At 63.2% G+C, this 23613-nt stretch carries 20 protein-coding genes; 16 read left to right on the forward strand and 4 right to left on the reverse strand.

Annotated features, from left to right (window positions below):
• Positions 1-2: 2 nt before the first annotated feature.
• A complete protein-coding gene (araD, locus tag LB543_RS19245; RefSeq protein WP_224615193.1) occupies positions 3-1742 on the reverse strand; it encodes an L-arabinonate dehydratase in 1740 nt (579 codons plus the stop codon).
• Positions 1743-1953: 211 nt separating this feature from the next.
• Here araD and LB543_RS19250 point away from each other — a divergent pair, with 211 nt between their 5' ends.
• The 10 genes from LB543_RS19250 (at position 1954) to uxuA (ending at position 12253) form a co-directional block, all read left to right on the forward strand.
• Positions 1954-2997: an ABC transporter substrate-binding protein gene (locus LB543_RS19250; protein WP_224615194.1), complete on the forward strand. Its 1044-nt coding sequence runs from the start codon at positions 1954-1956 to the stop codon at positions 2995-2997.
• Positions 2998-3047: 50 nt separating this feature from the next.
• Positions 3048-3467 carry a tripartite tricarboxylate transporter TctB family protein gene (locus tag LB543_RS19255; protein ID WP_224589931.1) on the forward strand — a complete coding sequence of 140 codons (420 nt, stop codon included), beginning with the start codon at positions 3048-3050 and terminating at the stop codon, positions 3465-3467.
• A gap of 26 nt (positions 3468-3493) precedes the next feature.
• Positions 3494-5011, forward strand: a complete 1518-nt coding sequence (locus LB543_RS19260) for a tripartite tricarboxylate transporter permease (protein WP_224615195.1) — start codon at positions 3494-3496, stop codon at positions 5009-5011.
• 23 nt (positions 5012-5034) lie between these two features.
• On the forward strand, positions 5035-6099 hold the full coding sequence (locus LB543_RS19265) for a LacI family DNA-binding transcriptional regulator (protein WP_224615196.1): 1065 nt from the start codon (positions 5035-5037) through the stop codon (positions 6097-6099).
• A gap of 269 nt (positions 6100-6368) precedes the next feature.
• Positions 6369-7385 carry a Zn-dependent oxidoreductase gene (locus LB543_RS19270; RefSeq protein ID WP_224615197.1) on the forward strand — a complete coding sequence of 339 codons (1017 nt, stop codon included), beginning with the start codon at positions 6369-6371 and terminating at the stop codon, positions 7383-7385.
• Between the two features lie 27 nt (positions 7386-7412).
• Entirely contained in the window at positions 7413-8402 is a 990-nt protein-coding gene (locus LB543_RS19275) for a TRAP transporter substrate-binding protein (protein WP_224615198.1), read from the forward strand.
• A 107-nt stretch (positions 8403-8509) separates the two neighbouring features.
• On the forward strand, positions 8510-9004 hold the full coding sequence (locus tag LB543_RS19280) for a TRAP transporter small permease (protein ID WP_140756907.1): 495 nt from the start codon (positions 8510-8512) through the stop codon (positions 9002-9004).
• The gene (locus LB543_RS19285; RefSeq protein ID WP_140808226.1) at positions 9004-10281 is read left to right on the forward strand and encodes a TRAP transporter large permease; all 1278 of its coding nucleotides are present in this window, start codon (positions 9004-9006) and stop codon (positions 10279-10281) included. The genes LB543_RS19280 and LB543_RS19285 overlap by 1 nt, the downstream gene beginning before the upstream one ends.
• A 10-nt stretch (positions 10282-10291) precedes the next feature.
• Positions 10292-11005: a GntR family transcriptional regulator gene (locus tag LB543_RS19290; RefSeq protein ID WP_224615199.1), complete on the forward strand. Its 714-nt coding sequence runs from the start codon at positions 10292-10294 to the stop codon at positions 11003-11005.
• 54 nt (positions 11006-11059) lie between these two features.
• Positions 11060-12253 (forward strand): mannonate dehydratase, encoded by a 1194-nt coding sequence (gene uxuA, locus LB543_RS19295; protein ID WP_224615200.1) that lies wholly within the window; start codon positions 11060-11062, stop codon positions 12251-12253.
• A 337-nt stretch (positions 12254-12590) separates the two neighbouring features.
• On the opposite strand, the gene LB543_RS19300 is transcribed toward uxuA, so the two are convergent.
• A complete protein-coding gene (locus tag LB543_RS19300; RefSeq protein WP_224615201.1) occupies positions 12591-13709 on the reverse strand; it encodes an NAD(P)/FAD-dependent oxidoreductase in 1119 nt (372 codons plus the stop codon).
• A gap of 102 nt (positions 13710-13811) precedes the next feature.
• On the opposite strand from LB543_RS19300, the gene LB543_RS19305 reads away from it, so the two are divergent.
• From LB543_RS19305 to LB543_RS19325, 5 genes are all read left to right on the forward strand, one after another.
• Positions 13812-14717 carry a LysR family transcriptional regulator gene (locus LB543_RS19305; RefSeq protein ID WP_224615202.1) on the forward strand — a complete coding sequence of 302 codons (906 nt, stop codon included), beginning with the start codon at positions 13812-13814 and terminating at the stop codon, positions 14715-14717.
• Between the two features lie 89 nt (positions 14718-14806).
• Positions 14807-16885, forward strand: a complete 2079-nt coding sequence (locus LB543_RS19310) for a hydantoinase/oxoprolinase family protein (protein WP_224615203.1) — start codon at positions 14807-14809, stop codon at positions 16883-16885.
• A 5-nt stretch (positions 16886-16890) separates the two neighbouring features.
• The gene (locus LB543_RS19315; protein ID WP_263498759.1) at positions 16891-18876 is read left to right on the forward strand and encodes a hydantoinase B/oxoprolinase family protein; all 1986 of its coding nucleotides are present in this window, start codon (positions 16891-16893) and stop codon (positions 18874-18876) included.
• Complete coding sequence (locus LB543_RS19320; protein WP_224615205.1) at positions 18873-19175, forward strand: (2Fe-2S)-binding protein; 303 nt, start codon at positions 18873-18875, stop codon at positions 19173-19175. Before LB543_RS19315 ends, LB543_RS19320 begins: the two co-directional genes overlap by 4 nt.
• The gene (locus LB543_RS19325) at positions 19172-20539 is read left to right on the forward strand and encodes an NAD(P)/FAD-dependent oxidoreductase (RefSeq protein ID WP_224615206.1); all 1368 of its coding nucleotides are present in this window, start codon (positions 19172-19174) and stop codon (positions 20537-20539) included. Before LB543_RS19320 ends, LB543_RS19325 begins: the two co-directional genes overlap by 4 nt.
• Before the next feature lie 16 nt (positions 20540-20555).
• Here LB543_RS19325 and LB543_RS19330 read toward each other — a convergent pair whose 3' ends face one another.
• On the reverse strand, positions 20556-21881 hold the full coding sequence (locus LB543_RS19330) for an NAD(P)/FAD-dependent oxidoreductase (RefSeq protein WP_224615207.1): 1326 nt from the start codon (positions 21879-21881) through the stop codon (positions 20556-20558).
• A 223-nt stretch (positions 21882-22104) separates the two neighbouring features.
• Here LB543_RS19330 and LB543_RS19335 point away from each other — a divergent pair, with 223 nt between their 5' ends.
• Positions 22105-22581, forward strand: coding sequence for an Lrp/AsnC family transcriptional regulator (locus tag LB543_RS19335; RefSeq protein WP_140756925.1), 477 nt, complete (start codon positions 22105-22107; stop codon positions 22579-22581).
• Between the two features lie 46 nt (positions 22582-22627).
• On the opposite strand, the gene LB543_RS19340 is transcribed toward LB543_RS19335, so the two are convergent.
• Positions 22628-23569 carry a LysR substrate-binding domain-containing protein gene (locus LB543_RS19340; protein WP_224615208.1) on the reverse strand — a complete coding sequence of 314 codons (942 nt, stop codon included), beginning with the start codon at positions 23567-23569 and terminating at the stop codon, positions 22628-22630.
• Positions 23570-23613 lie beyond the last annotated feature (44 nt).

A 23613-nucleotide genomic window follows, 5' to 3' on the forward strand; every position in this document is an offset into this window, starting at 1 on the left:
GTTCAGAAAATGTCAGGCTCGCCGGCCGGCTGGCCGAAATCGCGGGTCAGGAAGTCGAAATCGCAGCCCTCGTTCGCCTGGGCGACATGGCGCTGGAACATGTAGCCCCAACCGCGCTCGAAACGCGGTTCCGGCGGTATCCAGGCAGCCCTGCGGGCGGCAAGCTCCTCTTCACCGACAAGCATGTCCAGACGGCGGTTCGGCAGGTCCAGCCGGACGATATCGCCGCTCTTCAGGAGCGCCAGCGGTCCGCCAATGAAGGATTCCGGGGCGACATGCAGGATGCAGGCGCCGTAGGACGTGCCGGACATGCGGGCATCCGAAATGCGCAGCATGTCGCGGTGGCCCTTCTTGACCAGCGCCTTGGGGATCGGCAGCATGCCCCACTCGGGAAAGCCGGGGCCCCCCTGTGGGCCTGCATTGCGCAGCACCAGCACATGGTCCGGCGTTACGTCGAGATCTTCGTCGTCGATGGCCGCCTTCATTTCCGGGTAGCTGTCGAAAACGAGCGCCGGGCCTTCATGCACATGAAAACGCGGATCGCAGGCAGCCGGCTTCATCACGGCGCCGTCGGGACAGAGGTTGCCCCTGAGCACGGCTAACGAACCTTCGTAATAAACCGGATTGGAAAGCGGGCGGATGACGTCATCGTTGTAGACCTCCGCGCCTGCCAGCGTTTCGCCGAGCGGTCGTCCGGTGCAGGTGATGCTGCTTCTGTCCAGCCGGTCTCCGAGCTCATTCATCAGCGCCCTCAAGCCGCCGGCGAAATAGAAATCCTCCATCAGGTAGTCCTTGCCCGAAGGCCGGATGTTGGCGATCAGCGGCGTTATCCGTCCGAGAGCGTCGAGGTCGTCGAGGCTCAGCTTCACGCCGGCCCGCCGCGCCATCGCCAAAAGGTGCACGACCGCATTGGTGGAGCAGCCCGTTGCCATGGCGACGATGGCAGCGTTGCGGACGGCGGCTTCGGTCACGATTTTGTCCGGGGTCAGGTCTTCCCAGACCATGTCGACGATCCGGCGCCCGCAGGCCGCACTCATGCGCTTGTGGTTGGCATCGGGGGCGGGAATGGAAGATGCACCGGGCAGGCAGAGGCCCATGGCCTCGGCAATCGCTGTCATGGTCGAAGCCGTGCCCATGGTCATGCAGTGACCATAGGAACGGGCGATGCCGCCTTCCACACCCAGCCATTCGTCGTCGGAAATATTGCCCGCCCGCCGCTCGTCCCAGTACTTCCAGGCGTCCGAACCGGAGCCCAGCGCCCTGCCGGCATAGTTGCCCCGCAGCATCGGACCCGCGGGGAGATAAATGAAGGGAATGCCAGCGGTGATCGCGCCCATGGTCAGACCCGGGGTCGACTTGTCGCAACCGCCCATCAGCACCACGCCGTCGAGCGGATGGGACCGGATCGTCTCTTCCGTCTCCATGGCAATCATGTTGCGGTAGAGCATGGATGTCGGCTTGGTGAAGCTCTCGTCGATCGAAATCGTCGGAATTTCGACACCGAGACCGCCCGCCTGCACGATGCCTTTTTTCACGTCCTCGGCCCTGTCACGGAAATGCAGGTGACAGGGGTTCATCTCGGACCATGTGTTCAGGATGCCGATGATTGGTTTGCCGGCCCAGTCCTCCGGCGCGAGCCCCATCTGCATCATACGGGACCGATGTCCGAAACTGCGCAGGTCATCCGGTGCGAACCAGCGTGCGCTGCGAAGCGTTTCCGGGCTCTTTTTTCCTGGGACCATCGACTATTCCTTGAAACAGCAATTATGTATGCGCTTTCATCATTTCGTGTCAACCGCAGCCGGCCCATCCAGATTTCGTTATCCGCAACGAATACTATGAGAGTTGACAGGCGCAAATGAACCGAACAAGATAATGTATGCGCATTCACTGCGGGCTTGTGCATGCCATGAAATGAGGAACCCCGCCAGTGGGCTGGGTATGGGAGGAAAGATGAAAATTACCCGTAGAATGATTGTGGTCGTCGGCGCGGCAATGTTTCTCACGCAGCCGTTGGCTGCGGCCGCTCGGGATTTGCCGCACAATATCCGGATGGTGATCGGTTCGTCATCGACCGGTGGCGACACCTACCAGAACTCCGCCATCGTCGCCGACGCGCTGTCCCAAAAGCTTGGCGTGAACATGAAGGTGGATGCAGTCGGCGCCAATGAAGCGTTCAAGGCGCTGGAACGCGACGGGCGCGGGACGACGATCATGATCTTCCACGATTCTGCCTATCTCTCACATCTCTACGGCGTGCACGGCTTCGACGACATCTTCACGAAGTACAAGATCGGCCCGACGGTCGCGATCAATCCGGGCAATGCCTATCTGGTGGCCAAGGATTCGCCCTATAAATCGATGGACGACATCTTCAAGGCCGCCGCCGCCGGCACCAAGATCCGCGTGGCGATCGAGCCCGGCGGGGTTTCCGAAATCGGCTTTTCCGCGATGAAGAATGCCGCAAGCATCCTGTCGCCCGGTTCGGAGGCCAACATCGTCTCGGTGAAGACGGGCAGCCAGTCCGACAAGAACCAGGCGATGTTCGACGATCTTGCCGACGTCATCAACGGCTCGATCCAGGCCAACGAGCAGTTCACGCAATTGCCGGAATCGGACCAGAAGGCGATGCGCTTTGTCTGGATCACGGCGCGGCCGGAAACGATCGAGCAAGCCCCGGAAATGGGCATGGGCAAGACGACTCGAGACGATATGTTGAAATACACCAGCCCGAAGACGAGCGTGACTGAAGACGGCAAGAAGGACTTCACCTTCGACAAGGAATTCTTCTTCCTCTACAACAAGGACATGGATCAGGGCATGGTCGATGCGATCGACGCGGCGCTCAAGGATGTCTTCGCCGAAGGCAAGATCCAGGAACGCCAGAAGCAGGCCTTCTTCATTCCGAATTTCAAGCCCTCGAAGGAAGCGGCCGCGCATCTCGAAGAGAAGAACGCAGCCTACAACGGGATCATTGCGAAGATTTCCGGCAAGTGACGGCGGGGCCGGGTGAAACCGGCCCTTTTCCTTCTTGCACAGGAGACGGCATGAGCAGCCTTACCCACGTCACCATCAACTTCGAAACGTCGCACCTCGTCTTCCCGGGAGTGATCGGCGCGATCCTTGCGATCCTCGGCCTTGCGATCGTCGTCACCCGGCGCCGTTCCATTGCCGGATCAGGCGCCTATTGGCGCGGCATCGTCTCACAGATGGACAAGATGCGGTTCTTCGGCGCGATCGGGCTGTGCTTCATCTATTTCGCGCTCCTCGAACCCGTCGGCGAACTGATGCCGAACACCGGCTTCGGGTTCCTGGCTTGCTCCATTCCCTTCGTTTTGTTGACGTCGCTGCTCTTCATGCACCAGCGCAACCTCAGAACGGTCTTGCCGGTTGTCATGATGGCCGCCATTGCGCCCGTGCTGACGTGGTGGCTGTTCAACGACGTCTTCTTCCTGTCGCTTCCCTGATCAATCCGTCCGCGGGCCTGAACTCCATGGAACTTTTCGATTTCGTCACCCCGCTTTTCCTGTCGCTCATCGTTGGCGGAACCTTCGTGGGCATCGTCTTCGGGGCCATTCCGGGGCTGACAGCAACGATGGCGGTCGCGGTCTGCCTCCCGCTCACTTATTCTCTGGGACTCACGAACGGCCTCGCCCTGCTGCTCGGTCTCTATGTCGGCGGCATATCTGGCGGGCTGGTGCCGGCCATCCTGATCGGCATACCGGGTACTCCCTCCTCGATCACCACGACGCTCGACGGCTATCCAATGACGCGGAAAGGAGAGGGGGAGAAAGCATTGCGCATCGGTATCATCTCCTCCCTTTTCGGCGGCCTCTTCAGCCTGCTCATCCTCTACCTGTTTGCTCCGGCGCTCGCCGACTTCGCGATCCGCTTCTCCTATGTCGAGAAGTTCCTGATCATTCTTTTCGCGCTCACCGTGATGGGCGCGCTCAGCAGCGACATGCTAATGGGTGTCTTTTCCGGCTTTCTCGGCATCTTCATCAGCCTCATCGGCACCTACGCCACCTCGAACGGCGGCAATGGCGAAATCCGGTTGGTGCCGCCCGGTCTCGAATACTGGCTGGACAACGGCTTTTCCCTGCTGCCCGTCCTGATCGGCCTGTTCGGTATCGCGGCCGTCCTTGAAGAAGCACAACAGGGCGTTCCCGAAGGACAGGACATCAGCGAGCTTAAGCTCGGCAAGCATTCGACTTTTTCGTTTTCGCTGTTCCGAGGTCAGATATGGAACCTGATCCGCTCCTCGGGCATCGGCACCTTTGTTGGCATCCTGCCCGGCGTCGGCGGATCGGCGGCCTCGATCCTCGCCTATTCGAACGCCAAGACTTTCTCGCGAAATCCCGAACGCTTCGGCAAGGGAGAGCCCGCAGGCGTCATCGCCTCCGAATCCGGCAACAACGGGCTGACCGGCGGCGCTCTGATCCCGCTGCTCTCGCTCGGCATTCCCGGCGACTCGACGACGGCGCTACTCATCGGCGCCTTCACTCTTCAAGGTGTGCAGGTGGGGCCGCTTTTCATCGGCAACAATTCCGGAACCTGGGACGCGATAATCGTGGCGATGCTGATCGCCAATCTCGCGATGTTCGCCATGATGTATCTCGCCATTCGCTATCTGGCGCTGATCGTCACCGTGCCGAAGCACATTCTCTTTCCACTCATCGTGATGATGTGCATGGTCGGCGCCTACACCACCAATTACGGCGTGATGTTCGATGTGTGGACGCTTCTGATCTTCGGTGTCTTCGGTTGGTTCGCGCTGAAGATTGGCATCGAGATCGCCCCTTTCATCATCGGCTTCATCCTCGGGCCTTCAGCCGAGATCTATTTCGTGAAGAGCCTCGAATCGTTCGGCGACCTGACGATCTTTTTCACCAAGAGCTGGATTGCCGTTCTGATGTGGTTCTTGATCGCCGGGTCCATTTGGGTATCAATCATTCTTGCAAGGCGCAGCAAACAGCACAAGACAAGTGAAGCTGTTCTTGAGCAAGCTTGATCGCGGCGGGAAACGGAAATGGCATGAGCAAGACCGGGTCGGGCCGGCGAGACAGGTACGACGGCGGAAACGTCGAGCGGGCGAAAGAAGGCTCCAGCCGTCCCGTTACCATGGCAACGGTCGGCCGCCTGGCCGGTGTTTCTCAGGTCACCGTTTCGCGGGCGCTGAGCGACCCGTCGAAGGTCTCCCCGGCAACGTTCGAGAAGATCCGCAACGCCATCGAAATGACCGGGTTCGTACCGAATGCGATAGCCGGCGCGCTAGCCTCTCGCCGTAGCCGCCTCATTGGGGCGCTGGTGCCTTCCATCACGAATATCGTCTATTCCTCAATGATCCAGGCCTTCAGTGAGGGCATCGCCGGGCACGGCTACCAGATCCTTTTGTCCGAAACGGGCTTCGACCCGAAGGAAGAGGAAAGAGCGATCGTGACGCTTCTTTCCCGCCGGCCAGACGCGATGCTCCTGACCGGCATCCACCATATGCTGGAGGCGCGCCGCATGCTGATGGCGGCCGGAATTCCTGTAGTGGAATTGTGGGACATGACCGAGACACCGATCGATCTCTGCGTCGGCTTTTCGCATGTCGAGACGGGCCGCGCAGTGGCGGAATTCGTATTGGAGGCCGGCTACAAGAACGCTGCGACGGTTTCCGCTGGCGATGAACGCGCGCTCAGGCGCAAGGACGCTTTCGTAAAGGAGATCGGCCGCCGTGCGGGCATCGACGTTACGCAGATTAATTTCGTGGGAGGCGCTAGCCTTGCACGCGGTCGCGAGGCTCTGCGGATTCTCGTTGACGAGCAGAATTTCAGGGGTGGAGCGATTTTTTGCAGCTCCGATCTGCTCGCGCACGGGGTTCTTATCGAGGCCAACGTCCGCGGCCTGCGGGTACCCGACGAGATCGCCGTCATCGGCTTCGGGGATCAGGATTTCGCGGCCCATGTCGTGCCGCCGCTTACCACAGTCCGGGTCGACCGGACGGAGCTCGGGCTCACTGCCGCCAAGGCGATCCTGGCGCGCTTTGACGGCGAACCGCCTGCTGGACGGGTCAAGGATCTCGGCTTCCAAATTATCGCCCGGCAATCCGCTTGAACAAGGGAGAAGGAGAATACCGGTCTCCTTCCATCTGAAGGTCCCGGTGCCGATATCGGAAGGGCCGGATGAGCTGTGACATGTGCCCGTGTCAACCAGCCAATTGCTTCGCAAGCTGACGCGGCGCGGCCTCAGGAGCGTGAAGCTCGTCGTCTCCGATGCGAATGAAGACCTGAAGACGTTGGTGCCGAGAGTCTGATGCATTAATTGACAGGCCGAACAAACTTCCATACCGGTAATGCACACTAGTATGGAAGTTTGGAGGAAGCATGGTTGCCGTCGCCGTCGAAAGGCCGGGCGCCTTGGTCCTGATGGAGAACGAGCCGCGCGCGCTGGGAGCGGGCGATGTGATGGTGCGCGTGCAGCGCGCAGGTATCTGCGGCTCAGATATCCACATTCTCCACGGCACCAATCCCTTTGCAAAATATCCGCGCATCATCGGCCATGAATTTGCAGGTGTCGTCGAGGCTGTCGGGCCGCAGGCGACGGGATTGACGCCGGGCGACCGCGTCGTCGTCGACCCGGTGATTTCCTGCGGCCTTTGCTATGCCTGTCGAGTCGGCCGGTCCAATGTCTGCGCCAATCTGGAGGTGCTGGGCGTCCATCGTGACGGGGGCTTCCGCGATCGGGTTGTCGTGCCCGCCGCCAATGCGGTGAAACTGGCCCCCACGCTGCCGGTCGAAGTGGCCGCGCTCGCCGAGCCGTTTTCGATCGCGGCCAACGTCCTTTCGCGCACTGGCTGCTCGGCAGACGATGTGGTGCTTGTCTACGGTGCTGGCACCGTGGGCCTTACGGTCCTTCAGGTGGCGAAGCTCCATGGCGCACGGGTGATTTTGGCTGATCTCGACGCCAAGCGCCTGGAGCGCGCAGAGGCCTTCGGCGCCGACCGCGTCATCCACTCCGCCAAAGAGTCCGTGCCGGTCGCCGTCGCGGGCGAGAACGAAGGCCTCGGGCCCTCAGTGGTCATCGACGGTGCAGGCGTACCGGCGCTCCTGGCCGAGGCCTGCGGGCTGGCAAGTCCCGCCGGCCGCATCGGCCTGCTCGGCTTTTCACCCGCGCCGTGCAACGTCAGTCAGCAGGAGATCGTCAGGAAGGAACTGTCGCTGCACGGGTCACGGCTCAGCCGTAGACTCTTGCCGCAAGTCATCAGGTGGCTGGAGCAAGGGAGGTTGCGTCCGGCCGCCATGATTACCCACACCTTTGCCGCCGCCGAGGCGAAGGCTGCGTTTTCGCTGATCGAGAGCGAACCGGGACAGGTCGTCAAGGTTCATCTCGCCTTTGACTGATGCATAACAACTGAAGGAGGAAAGACTGTGTTCGATACCAAGATTTCACGCCGCAGTGTGCTGGCCACCGCTCTCGGAGCCGGCGCCAGCATCACCATCGTCGGCCGTGCCCAAGCCAAGACCGTATTGAAGCTTGGCCATCTCGCGAACGAGCAGAACAGCTGGCACAAGGCCTCGCTGAAGTTCGCCGAGGAGGTCGCCACCCGCACCAATGGCGAGATCGAGATCAAGGTCTTTCCGAACGAGCAGCTAGGCAAGGAAACCGACCTCATCAAAGGCATCCAGCTCGGCACCGTCGATTTCACGATCACCGGCGAGTCACTGCAGAACTGGGCGCCGCTCGCAGCCTTGCTCGCCGTGCCTTACGCCATCCGCGATTTCGACCATATGAAGGCCGTGATCGGGGGCTCCGTCGGCCAGAAGATCGCCGCCGAGATCGAGGACAAGACCAAGCTCGTTCCGCTGACCTGGTTTGCGCGCGGTCCGCGCGAACTGACCGCCAACAAGGCGATCCGCACGCCCGATGAACTCGCCGGCCTCAAACTGCGTGTGCCGAACGTGCCGTTGTTCGTCTCGTTCTGGCAGGCGCTCGGCGCCAAACCGACGCCGATGGCCTTCTCCGAGGTCTTCACCTCGCTGCAGAGCCATGTCGTCGACGCGCAGGAGAACCCGCTCGCCCTGATCCAGTCGGCGAGTTTCTTCGAGGTGCAGAAATATCTGAACAAGACCGACCACGTGCTGAGCTGGATCTACCTCGTCGGCGGCAGCCGGAAACTCGGCAAGCTGCCAGATGAGCAGCAGAAAGCCATCCGGGAAGCGGCCGCCGTGGCGCAGGAATTCGAGCGCAAGCTGTTCCTGGCCGACGAGGCTCGCATCGCCGACGAACTGAAGGCCAAAGGCATGGAGTTCATCGACGTGGACAAGCAGGCGTTCGCCACCAGGGGCAAGGATGCGGTCACCGCCTCGCTCGGCGCCGACCTGAAGCCGCTTTACGAGGACATTCTCGCCACGAAATAGGCGAGTCGGGAAACCGCCCTTGGGCGGCTTCTCCACTTTTGTCGACCCCACAAGGACCATGAACGCCGGACCGCGATAACGACCCGGCGCTCGTCTGGGAGGAGCCCATGAAACGAACCGTCGGTATGCTGCTGGCTGGCCTGAAGGCGATCTGCAAAGCCGGAACCATCATTGCTTTCGCCGTTCTCATCGCCGTCGTGACCATACAGGTGCTCGGCCGTCTGCCAGGCTTCCCGTCACCGGCCTGGACCGAGGAGGTGGCGCGTTTCGCGTTGCTGCACATGGTCGCCTTTTCGTGCGGCCTCGCCGTCCTGCGCGGCGACCTGGTCAATGTCGATCTCTTCACCGCATCCCTGCCAGCCCGCGCCCGGCGTCAGGTCGAGCGGGTGGCAGATGTCATCACGATGCTGTTCAGCCTCGCCGTCATTCCCGGTGCCTACGCCTATGTCTCGGGAAGCATCGGCGAGCGCGCACGATCCCTCGACGCGCCGATGCTCATCGTTTACGTCACCGTGCTGATAATTCCGGTTGCGCTTGCCATCTTCTCCCTGGCCCGGCTGTTCGGCTTCGGACAGCCAATGCGTCACGAGGAGCTGATCTGATGCTGGTCGCGGCCCTTTTCGGCAGCTTCGCCATCTGCCTCATCCTCGGTGTGCCGGTTGCGATCGCGCTTGGTGTTGCGTCGGCCATTTATCTCTACCTTGCCGACATCGACCTGACGGTCGTGGCACAGTTCATGTATTCAGGCATGGACAGCTTCGTGCTGTTGTGCATCCCCGGCTTCGTGCTGGCCGGCAACCTGATGAACGGCGGCGGTATCACCGACCAGATCGTGCGTTTCGGCAATGCGCTTGTCGGCCACATCCGCGGAGGCCTCGGCCTGGCCAACGTCACCGGTTCGATGATCTTCGCCGGTATATCCGGCACGGCTGTCGCGGAGACCGCCTCGATCGGCGCTGTCATGATCCCGGCGATGAAGAAGGCCGGATATGACGCCCCTTTTGCTTCGGCTCTTACCGCCGCTGCTTCCACCGTCGGTCCGATCATTCCGCCAAGCGTTCCGATGATCATTGCCGGAACGCTCACCGGCCTGTCGGTAGGCAAGATGTTCGTGGCCGGCGCGATCCCCGGCTTGCTGCTCGGCCTCGGCATGCTGATCACTGTCTATATCCTGTCGCGCCAGCGCGGCTACCCCAAGGGCGAATGGGTCGGCTTCCGTGTGTTGCTGCGTTCCAGCCGTGCAGCGATCTGGGCGATCCTTATGACGCTCATCATCCTCGTCGGCATCGTGGGCGGCGTGTTCACGCCCACCGAGGCGTCGATCGTCGCCTCGCTGTACGCCTTCGCTATCGGCCTCTTCGTCTACAAGGGGTTCCGCCTGAAAGACCTACCGGGCATCCTCCTGGAAAGCGCCATCGGCTCGGGCGCGCTTATCCTGCTGGTCGGGCTTGCCAACGTCTTCGGCTGGATCATGACCAGCGAGCAGATTCCGCAGGCGATAGCGGCAGCGATGCTGGCGGTGACGACGAACAAGTATCTCATCATCCTGTTCATCAACATCCTGCTGCTGATCGTCGGCACCTTCATGGAAACGATAGCCGCTCTCATCATCCTGTTTCCGCCGCTTCTGGCGGTCGCCACGCAGGTAGGCATCGATCCGATCCATTTCGCGATCTTCTGCATCCTGAATTTGATGATCGGCCTGACCACGCCGCCGGTCGGCGTATGCCTGTTCGTTGCCGCCAACATCGGCAAGGTTTCGCTTGCCCAGGTCAGCAAGGCCATCGTGCCCTTCCTGATCTGCAATATTATCGTTCTGATGCTGGTATCCTACATACCGGCCATATCGCTCTGGCTGCCTAGCTTGTTTTTTGAATAGGAGAATGGACGTGACCAAGGGCCTACCGGCGATCCGACCGACCAGCCCGTCGGGTTTTCGCACCATGCCGGCTTCGGTGCGCGAGATCCATGCCGCGCTGCGGCGAGATATCGTCTCGCTGCGCCTGACCCCAGGCGAGCGGCTGTCGGAGAACGAACTGGCCATGCGCTTCGGCACCAGTCGCACGCCGGTGCGCGAGGCGCTGATCCGCCTGGTCGAGGAAGAGATGATCGAGGTGCTGCCGCAACGCGGCAGCTTCGTGCGCCGCATCTCGCTCAAGGCCGTGGAGCGTGCCCGCTTCGTGCGTGAGGCGCTGGAGGTCGCGGTGGCGCGGAGTGCCGCTGCCAACGGCATCAGCGAGGAAACCGCGCGGAACCTGCGTGTCGCGCTTGCCCGCCAGCGCGACGCCGGCGGTGACGCGGCACGCTTCACCGAAGCCGACGACGACTTTCACGCTGCTCTGGCCGACGGCATCGGCCAGAGCAGCGTCTGGGGAGTCATCGAGCGGGAAAAGGCGCAGTTCGACCGTCTGCGCTTCCTCAGCCTGCCGGCGATCACGCCGGTCGACACACTGATCGCCCAGCACGAGGCGATCTTCAAGGCCGTGCTCGATGGCGATATCGCGGCGGCGGAGGCCCGCATGCGCGAGCATCTGTCGGAGGTGCTGAAGATCACGCACGGCCTGGCGGCCAGCCGGCCCGATCTGATCCAGGCCGACGACTGACCGCTGCGGGCCGCAACTTCCCTCCCATTGAAAATACGCAAGGATCGCAAGGCGATGGAACAGACCTTCCGCTGGTTCGGCCCGGACGACGCCGTCCGGCTCTCCCATATCAGGCAAGCCGGAGCGACAGGCATCGTCACGGCGCTGCACCACATCCCCTATGGTGTGGCGTGGAGCGTTGATGAGATCGAAAAGCGCAAGCGCGTGATTGCCGATACGGAGCTCGGGCTGGAGTGGCGCGTCGTGGAGAGCCTTCCGGTTCACGAGACCATCAAATCCGGAGATGGCGATCTGGAGCCGCTCTTCGCCAACTATCGGCAATCGCTCAGAAACCTGGCCCGTTGCGGCATCACCACCGTTTGCTACAATTTCATGCCGGTGCTCGACTGGACCCGCACCGAGTTGGCCGCGCCGCTGCCGGGAGGCGGTACGGCGCTGCGTTTCAATGCGCACGAATATGCTGCCTTCGACTGCTTCATTCTCGAACGTCGCGGTGCCGAAGAGGAGCACACGCCCGAAATCATGGCTCGGGCCAGAGCATGGTTCGGCGCCTCTTCGGAAGGCGACCGCGCGCGCCTGCTGGCCAACATCATGGCCGGCCTGCCGGGCGCCTACGAGCGCTATGACGTGCCGGGGCTGAAGGCCGTGCTCGCTCGCTACCACGGCATGGCGAAGGCGGAACTGCGGCAGAACTTCGTGCGCTTTCTTGCCGCCGTCATCCCCACCGCCGAGGAGCTCGGCATCAATATGTGCGTACACCCCGATGATCCGCCGCGTCCGTTGTTCGGCCTGCCGCGCATCGTGTCCAACGCCGAGGACATCGCCTTCACGCTTGATGCGGTGCCGTCGCGCTCGAATGGTCTCACGCTATGCTCCGGTTCGCTGGGGGCGGGACCGGACAACGACGTGCCGGCGATCGCGGCGCGCTTTGCCGAACGCATCCATTTTGCCCATTTGCGCAATGTCGCCAACGAACCGGACGGCTCCTTCATGGAGGCCGAGCATTTGGGAGGCGACACCGACATGGTGGCCCTGATTACGATATTGCTGCGCGAGCAAAAGCGGCGGCTCGAAGAAGGGCGGCGCGACTGGCGCATCCCGATGCGACCCGATCACGGTCACGAGCTGCTCGACGATGTCGGCAAGCCGACCCATCCCGGCTATCCGATGATCGGCCGCCTCAAGGGTCTTGCCGAGCTGCGAGGGGTCATGACTGCGGTAGCAGCGCTGGAGCGCTTGCCGCTTTAAAATCCTTGGTCCGCGTGGATAGCCATTGCGGCCACGTGGTCGAACATCTTCTTCAGATGCTTGCTCATGAACACTTGTACGGTCTTCGGAGCTTGACCGCTATCGTAGCTGGAGCCTTCGATAGTTTCCCGGAACTGCTTCACGGCGGTGCAATTAAGTGGTTCTGATTTTGGGCCGTGCATCCCCGGTGCCAGTGTTGGCCGGTGGCCAAAACCATCGAGGAAACCTTTGTGCCGGGCAACGCAGCGCTTCCTCATACTCGAAGACGCCGGCGAATGGATTGTCCCTCTTTCGCGACCAAAGGGCCGTCGTTGCGCGGATGTCGACAGTTGCTCTTTCAGACGGCGCGGCCGAAGCGATCGACCCTGAAATCATCGAGCGGCGTTTCGCATCGGTCGGTCATGATGAGTTCGGCCATTGCGTCGCCGACGCCTGGGCCGAGCTGGAAGCCGTGTCCGCTGAAGCCGAAGGCGTGGAACAGGCCCGGCGTCGTCGCCGAGCGTCCCATGACCGGCAGCATATCCCTGACATAGCCCTCGCAGCCTGACCAGGTGCGGATGACGGTGGCCTGCGCGATTGCAGGCAGCAGCCGCACGACGGCACGCAATTGCATGGGCAGGCGCATGGGGTCGGCGGCCGCATGGCCTGGGTCGATATCCACCGACACTCTTTCGGCGGCGCCGCCGAAGACTATGTTGCCCCGCTCGACCTGACGCAGATAGGCGCCATGGTTCTTGTCACGCGTCCAGATTCCGACCACCGGCAGGATCCGGTGCGGCAGTGGTTCGGTCACGCCCATTTGTGGGCCACGCGCGTCGAGCGGAACCTGTTCGCCGAACTGTGCGGCGATGCGTGCACCCCAAGCTCCGGCAGTGTTGAGCAAACACTCGGCGGCGAATTTTCCCTTTGAACTGACAACGAGAAACCCGGAAGCCGTGTGCTTGATCGTCTCGACCTCCGCTTCTTCGACAAGTTGGGCGCCCAACTGGTGCGCGGCCTCGGCAAAGGCGGGTGCAATCAGCCGCGGATTGCCGCTGCCATCACGCGGCGAGAACGACGCCGCGATCGCATCGGGACCGAGGCCGGGAAAGCGGGTGCGAATCTCGCGCGGGCTGAGTTCCTCCAACTCTAGTCCCCAGGGCCGCGCCGTCTGGGCGTAGGTTCGCATGTCGGCGAGACTGGCTTCATCGAAGATCAACCGGATATGGCCGGTTACGCGGAATTCGACGTCGCGGCCAAGCATTTTCCCGGCCTCGCCCCAAAGCCTGAGCGAGCGATGGGCCAATGGAAGCTGGGACAGATGACGTCCTGTGCGCCGGATGTTGCCGAAGGAGGCGACCGTTGCCCCGGTTCCGATCCGGCTCCGCTCGATCAGCGTCACGCGTGCGCCGCGCCGGGCGAGGAAATAGGCCGAAGCCGTCCCCATCAGTCCGCCGCCCAGCACGACTACATCCATAGCGCCCTCTAGCAATCAATCCCAGCGGATCTTGTCCGCGCCGCGCTATTGCGTCAAAGATGGGTTTGGACAGAAGCCATAAGTTTTACCTATGGAGTAGCCATGCGGGCCCGGCAGCTCGAAGTGTTCATCGCCGTGATGCGCGCGGGTACCGTGACCGCCGCGGCGCGGATGCTAAACATCTCCCAGCCTGCGCTCAGCCAGATCCTGCTCCACGCCGAGGACGAACTCGGTTTCACCCTGTTCGAGCGGGTGAAGGGCCGGCTGCGACCAACCCCGGAGGCGTTAGAGATCTTCCCCGATGCCGAGAGGTTGTCGGCGGGGCTTGAGGGCTTGCGCCGCAAGACAACCGACCTGCGCCTGGGTCGGGCAGGGCTGGTGCGGGTCGCGGCGTCGCCGCCGCCGGCAATGGCGATATTGCCGCGTGCGTTCACCAAATTCCGGGCGCAGCATCCCAACATAATGCTGCGTGCCCATAGCGCGCCCATCTCGGCAATCGTCGACATGCTGCGTGCGGGCGACGCCAGCATCGGCGTGGCCATGGACGACCGGCTGCCTCCGGATATCGAGGCGGAGGTGGTCGGCAGACTCGGCTTCGTATGCCTGCTGCCCGCCAGGCACGCGCTGCAAACGAAAACCGAGCTGACGCTCGCCGACCTCGTCGGGGAAGAGTTGATATCCTATCGCGGCAACACCCGCCCTGCCGATGAACTGGCCCACGCGGCCCAGGCGCAAGGCGTGGCGCTTTCGCCGTCGCTCGAGATCGACGCATCCATCTCCGCGGTCGGCTTCGTCCAGGCCGGTCTGGGCATCGCCTTGGTCGATGCGCTGCTGCCGTGGCACCAGTTTGCCGGGCTTGCGGTCAGGCCGCTCGCGGCCGGGCCGGAATTCCCGATCGCGCTTCTCACCTCACGCGCCCGAGCCCTTTCTCGGGCCGATGAGATGATGCGCGACGAAATTCGCGCGGCCTGTTCCGCCGTCCTCGGCGAGCATCGAGCCAAAGCATAAGCACGACTTATATCCTTGCTCCTCATCCATCTTGGACCGGCAACATCCGGTCGTGCCAGCTTTGGTCGGCAGACAGGAAGGAACGCATCATGGATGGCGCCATCGCGGCAAACGGGGCAGGGAACGAGGCCGACTGGAAGGTCGGCGTCGACATTGGCGGGACCTTTATCGATTTCTGCGCGCTTGAAGTAAACTCCGGACGCGTCGCCTCGCTGAAGGTGCTGACGACGCCGGAGGATCCGGGCGCCGAGCTGATGACCGGTCTTGGCCTTCTGGCCGAGCGCGAGGGCTTTGATCCCACCCATATGACGCGCTTCGTGCACGGCACCACGGTCGGCATCAACACGATCATCCAGCGCAAGGGCGCGCCGCTCGCGCTGTTCACCAATGCCGGCTTCGAGGACGTGATCGAGCTCGCACGGCTTCGAATGCCGGACATGTATTCGCTGTTCTGCTCTCGGCCGGACCCGTTCATCCCGCGCGACATGGTCTTCGGCATTCCGGCCCGCATGCGCGCCGATGGCAGCGAATCCCTGGCTCCGGACATGGCGATCGTTAAAAGCGCGGTCGCGGCGGCGAAGGCGAACGGGGCGCAAGGTATCATCGTGGCCTTCCTTCATTCCTGGCGCAACGCCGCGCAGGAGGCCTCGGTTAAGTCTGCTATTGCGCGCCTCGCACCCGACCTCTTCGTCTTCACCTCGGCCGAGGTCTGGCCGGTCATTCGCGAATACGAGCGCAGCTCCACCGCCATCCTCAACGGCTATGTCCATCCGCGTGTCTCGGGCTACCTGACGGCGCTGGAAGAGCGGTTGAAGAGCCGCGGCGTGCCGGCCCGTCCGATGCTGACGAAGTCGAACGGTGGGCTGATGAACGCTGCCGAAGGCAAGCAGGCCTGCGTCAACATGCTGCTTTCGGGTACGGCTTCAGGGGTCATCGGCGCTGCGTGGCTGGCGCGTCAGGCCGGCGAGGACAGGATCCTTACCCTCGACATCGGTGGAACCTCGGCCGACTTCGCGCTCATCATCGACGGTGAGCCGCAGTTCGGCACCGGAGAGCTGATCGGCGAATTTCCGCTCCATATCCCTTCCGTGTCGGTGAGTTCGATCGGCGTCGGCGGCGGCTCGATCGCCAGTGTCGACGCACAGGGTGTGCTTCGCGTCGGGCCGGAGTCGGCCGGCTCGACGCCGGGACCGGCATGCTACGGCCGCGGCGGCGAGCAGGCGACGGTGACGGACGCCATGGTGGTGTGCGGATGGCTCGGCCACAGCGAGATGGCCTATGGACAACTTAGCATCGATACCGGGCTGGCGCATCGCGCGGTCGGCGAGCTTGCGAGGCGACTCGGCCGCCCGGTCGAGCAGACCGCGCAGGCGATCCTCGACATCGCGGTGTCGGAGATGTTCGTCGAGGTCGAGAAACTCGCATCGCGCGCCGGCGTCGACTTGCGCGATTTCACGCTGATGCCCTTTGGCGGCGGCGGCCCCATGCTCGGCGCTTTCCTTGCCCGCGAACTCGGCATGAAGCGCGTCATGGCGCCACGACGCCCCGGCGTGGTGTCGGCACTGGGCGGACTGGTGGCGGATCTGCGCGGAGATTTCATTCGCACCATTTTCTCGCCGCTGTCGGCCGCGTCGCTCCCAATTATCCGCGCGGCTTTCGAAGCGCTCGCAAGCGAGGGCCGCGACTGGCTCGCGGCGCAGGGGCATGACGCGGCCGCTGAGCTCAATTTCTCCTGCGATATGCGCTATCTCGGTCAGAGCTATGAGATCGAGGTCGTCCTTTCGCCGGAATGGCTCGAGGAGAGTGACGCAGAGGCCATCGAGCAGGCCTTTCACCGCACCCATGAGCGGCTCTACGATTTCCACGACCCGGATGGCGAGATCGAGCTTGTGAATATCAGGCTGTCCGCCGTCGGCGCGGGTCCGGCGCTCTCCTTTCCAGAGATCGACGAGATCGACGTCTCCGCCGGTCCGGCGCGCCGGCTTCCGGTCTATACAGGCCTGGGCGTCGAGACCGTAGACCTCCACGACCGGCAGACTCTTGTGCCTGGCAGTAGCTTCCAAGGGCCTGCCGTGGTCGTTCAGGAAGACACCACCCTTGCCATTCCCGCCGGAGTTCAGGCGCGGGTCGATCGCCACCTCAATCTTCTTCTGACTTTCGCGGAGTGACGCCTTTGTTTGACCGGACAAACCTTCAGGTTCTGGCGAACCATGCCCGCGCCGCGGCCGAGAACATGGCCCACACGCTACACCGCACCGCGCATTCCGCCTTCGTCAAGGAAACGCAGGACTTCACGGTGATGCTGATGGACCGCTCCGGGGCAACCTTCGCCGTCCCCATGGAACTCGGCGCCACCTGGTATCCCGGGCTTTCGTATCGCCGTGCGATCGCAATGGTGGATGACTACCGGCCTGGCGACGTTGCCTTCACCAACGATCCTTATTCAGGCCATGTCGCCACCCACGCACCCGACACGCATCTGTGGAAGCCGGTCTTTGTCGATGGCGAGATCGTCGCGTGGACCGGAGGCCACATCCACAACACCGACATGGGTGGGGCGGTGCCGGCTTCGCTCAGCCGGGCGCTGACCGAAATCCATCAGGAAGGCATCCGCTTTCCACCGATGAAGCTCGTGAATGAGGGCGTCTTCGACGAGATGATCCTGCGCATCATGAGCACCAATGTGCGCAAGCCGGATCTCAACATCGGCGACATCAAGGCACTCGTCGGCGCGCTCAACACCGGCGAGCGCAAGATCCACGCAATGGTGCGGAAGTTCGGCAAGACAGGCTTCATCGAAGGCGTTGCCGCTCTTCTTGATCATGCGGAGGCGCAGGCGCGCGACGTGCTGCGCTCCATGCCTGACGGCACATGGGAATTCGCGGATTATGCCGACGAGGATTCGGTCGAGGCTAATCCCTGCCGGCTAAAGCTGAGGCTGACGATCAAAGGCGGGGAGGCGGTGCTCGACTTCACCGGCTCCGATCCGCAACTCGGCTCCTCGCTCAATGTGCCCTCGGGCGGCGACCCGCGCCACACCATGCTGCTGGTGGGTGTCTATTACGTTCTCTATACGCTCAACCCGAAGATCCTGCTCAACACCGGCCTCACCAGGCCTTTCACCTGCATCACCCCTGAAGGTTCGGTGCTGAACCCGGTCCACCCCGCCGCCGTCGGCATGCGCTCGCTCACCTGCGCCCGGCTGCGCTCGGTCATCTTCGGTGCCTTTTCGCAGGCAGTGCCGGAGCGCCTGCCTGCGGCTCCTGCCGGCAACAACTGCATCATCAACGTCATGACGACGGATGAGCGTACCAGCCGGAGCGTCATCGCGGCGGTGAACCCCGTCGTGGGGGGTGGCGGCGCGATGCCGCACCGCGACGGCACCAACGGATCGGGCGCCGATGCCGCCTATCTCAAGAACACGCCGATAGAGATCACCGAGACCGAGACCCCGGTCGAATTCGTGAAATACGGGCTCGCCAGGGACAGCGGCGGGGCGGGGCGCTGGCGCGGCGGGCTGGCCACCGAAATGGCTTTCCGCGTCTTTGCTCCGGACTCCAGGATCACGGCGCGCAACCGCGACCGCAGCTTCTTCCGACCCTGGGGCGTGCTGGGCGGTAAGGCGGCCGGCCTGTCCGACATGGTCGTCAATCCGGGGGGCGAGCACGAGCGGCGGCTGGGCAATATCGACACGGCGGTCCTGCAGCCCGGCGACAAGCTCGAGATCCGTTCCGCCGGCGGCGGCGGACGCGGTGATCCGTTTCAGCGCGAGCCCTGGCGGGTCGCGCAGGACGTGCGGCGCGGCTATGTCTCGCCGACAGCCGCGGAGCGTGACTATGGCGTTGTCATCCGCGGCGGCGAGATCGATGAACACGCGACCAAGCTGCTGCGCTCACGCAAGGAACCATCAGTCGGTCATTTCCATTTCGGTCCGGAGCGCGATGGTTACGAAGCGCAGTGGACGCCGGCCGCCTATGACCAGCTTCATGTGGTTCTGGATGCCTTGCCGATCCATTGGCGCTTCTTCGCCAAGACGGAGATCTTCCGCCGTATGAAAGGACGCTCCGGGCCGGAGGGCGTTCAGGCGGCCTTCGATGCGGTCTGCGAACGCTTCCCCGAATTGCCCCGTCCTCACCAGATACAAGAGGCAGCGGAATGAACACGGCCGGCCGTATCGTCCGGCTGGCCGAGCGGGGCCGGGCACGCGTGCGGATCTTTCTCGACGGCGAGATGCGTTATGCGCTGGCGGGCGACACCGTGCTGACCGCCATGTTGGCGTCGGGGCATGTCTTGCGAATATCCGAGTTCGGGCCCGAACCGCGCGCAGGGTTCTGCCTGATGGGCGCCTGTCAGGATTGCTGGACATGGCAGGAGGAGGGACCGCGTCTGCGCGCGTGCACAACCCTTGTCGCCGAAGGTCTGCGGCTACGCACGACACCACCGGAGAGCTGGCCGTGAACGAGGCCTCACCGCCACGGATCGTGATCGTGGGTGCGGGTCCCGCCGGCATCAGGGCTGCCGCCACGCTGGTCGAGGCCGGGCTCCATCCGACAGTGATTGACGAAGGCTATCGCGCGGGCGGGCAGATCTATCGCCGTCCGCCTGCCGGGTTCGTCCGCACGCCAAAGCAGCTCTACGGGTCGGAAGCGGCGAAGGCGCGCGCGCTGCATGAGTTCTTCGACCGGCTGGCCAAGGATGGGCAACTCACCCATTGCGCGGGCAGTTCTGTCATTGCCGCGCGTGGCGGCCAGTTGCATGTGCTGGGCGAGGACGGCGTTCAGGTTGTCGGCTATGAGCGTTTGATCCTTGCCACGGGCGCGTCCGACCGCGTCGCGCCGATCCCCGGTTGGCAGAATGCCGGCGTCTACAGTCTTGGCGCGGCGCAAATCGCGCTCAAGGCGCAAGGTGTGGCGCTTGGGCGGCGGATCGTCCTGGCGGGATCGGGACCTTTACTGACGCTGGTCGGCGCCCAGCTCGTCGAGGCTGGAGCGGACGTGGCGGCGGTGCTTGATACGTCTTCCTGGCATCAGCAGGTGCGGGGATGCTCAGGCCTTGCCGCCCGGCCGGTCGTTGCGTTGCGCGGCCTGGCCCTGCGGGCGCGGCTCGGCCGCCGCTATCATGCGGGTGTGACACTGGAGCGGATCGAGGCCGACCAGCAGGGCGTCGCAGCCTTGCGCTGGCGCGATGCCAGTGGACGGCAGCAGCTCACTTCCTGCGACATGGTCGGCATGGGCTGGCATCTGCGAGCCGAGACACATCTCGCCGATCTGGTGGGATGCGCCTTCACCTATGACGAGCAGTGGCGGCAGTGGCTGCCAAAGACCGACGAAATGGGTCGGGCCGACGACGGCGTCTACCTTGCGGGCGATGGGGTTCGCCTGCTCGGTGCCGATGGCGCCGAGATTGCGGGGCGCCTTGCAGCGGCGGCGTGCCTTGCCGACATCGGATATCAGGCGCCCTCGGTCAGTGCCGATCTGCGCAAGCTCGTGCGGCTCGAGCGCTTTGCCCGCGGTCTGGCTCGCGCCTTTCCCTGGCCGGCGGCCATGGTACGGGCGCTGCCCCATGAGGCGATCGTCTGCCGCTGCGAGAACGTCACTGCCGCAGCCGTGCGCGAGGGGACGGATTTCGGCGGCGGCGAGGCCAACAGGGTGAAGTCACTTTCACGCGCCGGCATGGGGCGCTGCCAGGGGCGCTATTGCCAGTTGGCTGCCGTCGAACTGGTCGCCGCGCAAACCGGCTGTATGCCCGAAGCCGTCGGTAGGTTTCGCGCGCAAGCCCCTGTCCGGCCAGCACCCATCGGCGCCTTCCTCCGGGAAGACTGATACGGTTTAGTTGGCCCTAGAAGTCGGCGACCTTGCCCCATACCGAAGCGTCGAAGCGGCGCGGGTCATAGGATGTCGGATCGACGATCGGTTCCGACCCGGTCACCAGATCGGAAACGAGGTGCCCGGCGCCTGGTCCAATGCCGAAGCCGTGCCCCGAAAACCCGGCGGCGAGGAAGAAACCCGGAACGCTATGGATCTCGCCGATGGCGGGCACGCCGTCCGGTGTGCTGTCGATGTAGCCGGCCCAGGCCGCGCTGATCCTGGTCTGGCGAAGTGCAGGCAGCAGCTCGAGCGCCCGGGCGTGGGTCAGCCGGATGGTGCCCTGATCCGGAACCGGGTCGAGGATGCGCATCCGCTCCATCGGCGTCGGCCGGTCGAGCCGCCAGCATTGCAGCGTTTCGTGGCCCGAACGCATGCCTTGCAACCCGCCAGGCCCGATGCTGCGCCAGCGCTTCAGGAACATGGGAAAGAACTGCGACGAGAAACGCAGCTGCTGGGCGGTCACGTCCACGCGTCCGCGTCCGCTTATGGCGAGCGTATAGCCGCCGTCGCCGCGGCGCGTGGCCGAAATCTTCGCGGTGTGCAGCGCATCCGGCAGGTCCTTCGCGCCGGGCGAGACGGACAGGATGGACGAGCGTACCGACGCCTGCGGGAAGCGGAAACCGAACTGGTGGCAAAATGAGGAGGCCCAGGCGCCACCGGCTATGACCGCGGCTTTGGTCCGGATCGTTCCACTTTCCGTGACCACGCCGCTCAGTCGCCCGGCCTCGGTCTCGATACCGCGCGCCGCGCAATTCTGGTGGACGGTGCTGCCAAGCTTGAGGATGGCGCGGGCGACCGCGGGCGCCGCCCGCGACGGATCGGCTGTGCCGTCGGTCGGCGAGAAGACGCCGCCCCTCCAACTCCGGCCGGTGGCACGGCCCCGCTCGGTGGCCGCGGCACTGTCGAGCATGTACGTTGTAACGCCGGCGGTTCTGGCGAAGTCACGCCAACGCGCCCAGCCGGCAAGTTCCGCCTCGTCATTGCTGAGATAAAGCAGCCCGCAACGGCGGAAGCCGGTGTTTTCGCCGGTTTCCGCCGCAAAGCTGTCCCATAGGTCGAGGCTTCGGGTTGCCATCGGCAGCTCGCGGGCGTCGCGGTTCTGCTGGCGGCACCATCCCCAGTTTCTGCTGGACTGCTCGGCGCCGATGCGTCCCTTTTCGACAAGGGCGACCTTCAGGCCGCGCCTGGCCAGATAGTAGGCCGCGAAGACACCTACGATGCCTGCGCCGATCACCACCACATCAGCGGATTGCGGCAGTTGCCCAGACGTTTCGATTTGCTGCAGCGGCGCGCGCATGGTTCCCTCTGCCTTGAAACGCCAATCTAGCGTGTCGCGCAGGCAGCCGCTGCTGCAGTTGTGGCCTGAGCAGAATTTTATTCCGGCAGTCGTGTTGAAATCGAAAGTCCGTGCGTTTCAAGCGGCATCCGCTCGGATGGACAGCCCAGCGGGCTGTGGTAGTCTCGATGGTCACCAGCAAGGCAGCATTTTGTGCTGCGGCCCTCTTCCGCGGAGACAACCCGTGAAACTCGATCGGATCGATATCAAGATTCTTCACGAACTGCAGAAGAACGGCCGCATCACCAACGTGGAATTGGCCGAACTGGTTCATTTGTCGCCGAGCCCATGCCTGATGCGGGTCAAGAGGCTGCAATCGGAGGGTTATATCGAAGGCTATTCCGCGCAAATCAATATTGCCAAGCTCGGCCAGACATTGACTGTCTTCACCGAGATCACCTTGAAGAACCACCGCCAGGTGGACTTCGCCCGTTTTCTCGCCGTCGTGGACAAGATCGAGCAGGTCATCGAATGTCACCTTGTGTCGGGCGGCTACGACTATCTGATGAAATTCGTGACCTCCGGCATCGGCGAGTATCAGTCGATCATGGAGCGGCTCACCGACATGGATATCGGCATCGACAAGTATTTCAGCTTCGTCGTGCTGAAGTCTCCCATCGTCAAGGCGCACATGCCGCTGCCCAGCCTGTTTCCGAGGTAGTCAGCGGTAGCCGTGCCGCACGCTACGGCTGTCGCCCCGCAGCCCGCTACAGAATGTCCAGCCGCAGTATCGCGTGCAATGCTTTCAATTCGGCTTGCATCTCGGCGATCATCCAGGCGCTGATGTCAGAGACGACAGGCTGTACCGGCCTTGAGCGCGGTGCAATCAGCTGATGAATCCGGCCCGTCTTGATCTGCCTGTCCGAGGCCGGAACAAGCGTTCCCTGAAGCAGCGCCCTTGAAACATTGCTGAGCCAGCCGAGCGCCACGCCTTCCCCGTTCATCGCTGCCTGAAGGACGACCGCGTAGTCCGAGAACTCGAGCCACTTCGCCTTGCTGGTCCTGCGGTCCGCTATACTGCCCCAGGCGTCCAGCCACTGCTCCTTGGCGTCTGTCAGATTAAGCAGGACATGATTGTCCCCGGTTCCGGCATGTATCAACCGACCGTGGGCCGACAGATAGGATGGACTGCACACGGGAACGATGATTTCCGGCGAGAACGCCCAGCGGTGATACTGCGTATCGTCGTCGGTCAGGATTCTCGTGGCAAGGTCTACATTCTCGGCAGGCCCTCGTAGAACGCCGGCGATCAATTCGAACCTCAGGTCCACATTAGGAAATCTCTTGTTGAACGCCCCTAATCTGGGAACAAACCAGTGTGTTGCCAGAGAACTCGAAAGGGAAAGGGTAACCAGCGGCTTTGCAGCGCTGTTCTGCCTGATCTCCCGGATCACCTGCGCGATGCCTTCAAATCCCTCTCGTACAGCCGAATAAAGGGCGCGCCCTTCCGGGGTCACGGCCAATCCCGTTGGCTCCCGGGTGAACAGAGCGGCGCCCAAATCGGCTTCGAGCTGGGCGATGCTGCGGCTAACGGATGGTTGAGTGACGTTGAACTCCCGCGCGGCGGCCGTGAAGCTGCCCAACCGGACAGCAGCCTCGAAAACGAGAAGTCCGCGCGCGGAAGGAACGAGTTTTGCAAAATCAGCCATACGTTCAGCGTATAGCCACCCCAACAATTTTCAAGCTTTCTGAA

The organism is Mesorhizobium sp. ESP7-2 (genome assembly GCF_020164715.1).
GTDB lineage: Bacteria > Pseudomonadota > Alphaproteobacteria > Rhizobiales > Rhizobiaceae > Mesorhizobium.